This is a genomic window from Sphingomonas glacialis (assembly GCF_006439055.1).
GTDB lineage: Bacteria > Pseudomonadota > Alphaproteobacteria > Sphingomonadales > Sphingomonadaceae > Sphingomonas > Sphingomonas glacialis_A.
In genome coordinates, this window is sequence record NZ_RCZC01000020.1 from 1 (window position 1) to 701 (window position 701).

Consider the following 701-nt stretch of genomic DNA (forward strand, 5'->3'; position numbering starts at 1 on the left):
GTAACCACGCGGCGTCCAATAGGCCTCGTCGTCGGCGAAGGTCGTCACCTTGAGCTCGGTCAGCCACTTGGTGGCCGACACGTAGCCGTACAGGCCCGGCACGACCATTCGCACCGGGAAGCCGTGCTCGGCCGGCAGAGGCTCGCCGTTCATGGCGACCGCAAGGATCGCGTCGAGGTTGTCATCCGTCAGTGCAGAGAGCGGCGTACTCGCGGTGTAACCGTCGACGCTGCGCGAGAGCACCATGTCGGCGCCGGACTTCACGCCGGCCTTCTTCAGCACGTCGCGCAACGGCACGCCGAGCCACATCGCATTGCCCACGAGTTCCCCGCCGACCTCGTTCGAGACGCAGGTGAGGGTGATCGCGTACTCGTCGAGTCCCATGTCGAGGAGGTCCTGGAAGCTCATCTCCACGCGCTGATCGACCATGCCGTCGATCACGAGACGCCAGGTCTCCGGATCGACGGTGGGAACGGTGAGCGCCGTGTCGACGCGGTAGAAGTCCTTGTTCGGGGTGAACAGCTTGCTCAGCCCCTTGATGTCGAGTTCGGCTCCCTCAGGGATGGTGACCTTCGAACGCGCCGCCGGAAGTTTGAGTGCGTTGCGGATCGACTCGACCGAACCAACCGCCATACTCACCGTGCGCGCCGTGACGCCGACGATGACGGCGGAGGCTCCGGAGATCGCGGCGAGAATGAAGA

At 64.9% G+C, this 701-nt stretch carries 1 protein-coding gene; it reads right to left on the reverse strand.

What is annotated here, in order from left to right:
• On the reverse strand, positions 1-701 hold a 701-nt coding region (locus tag EAH76_RS23790), incomplete at both ends, for a molybdopterin-dependent oxidoreductase (RefSeq protein WP_140852735.1).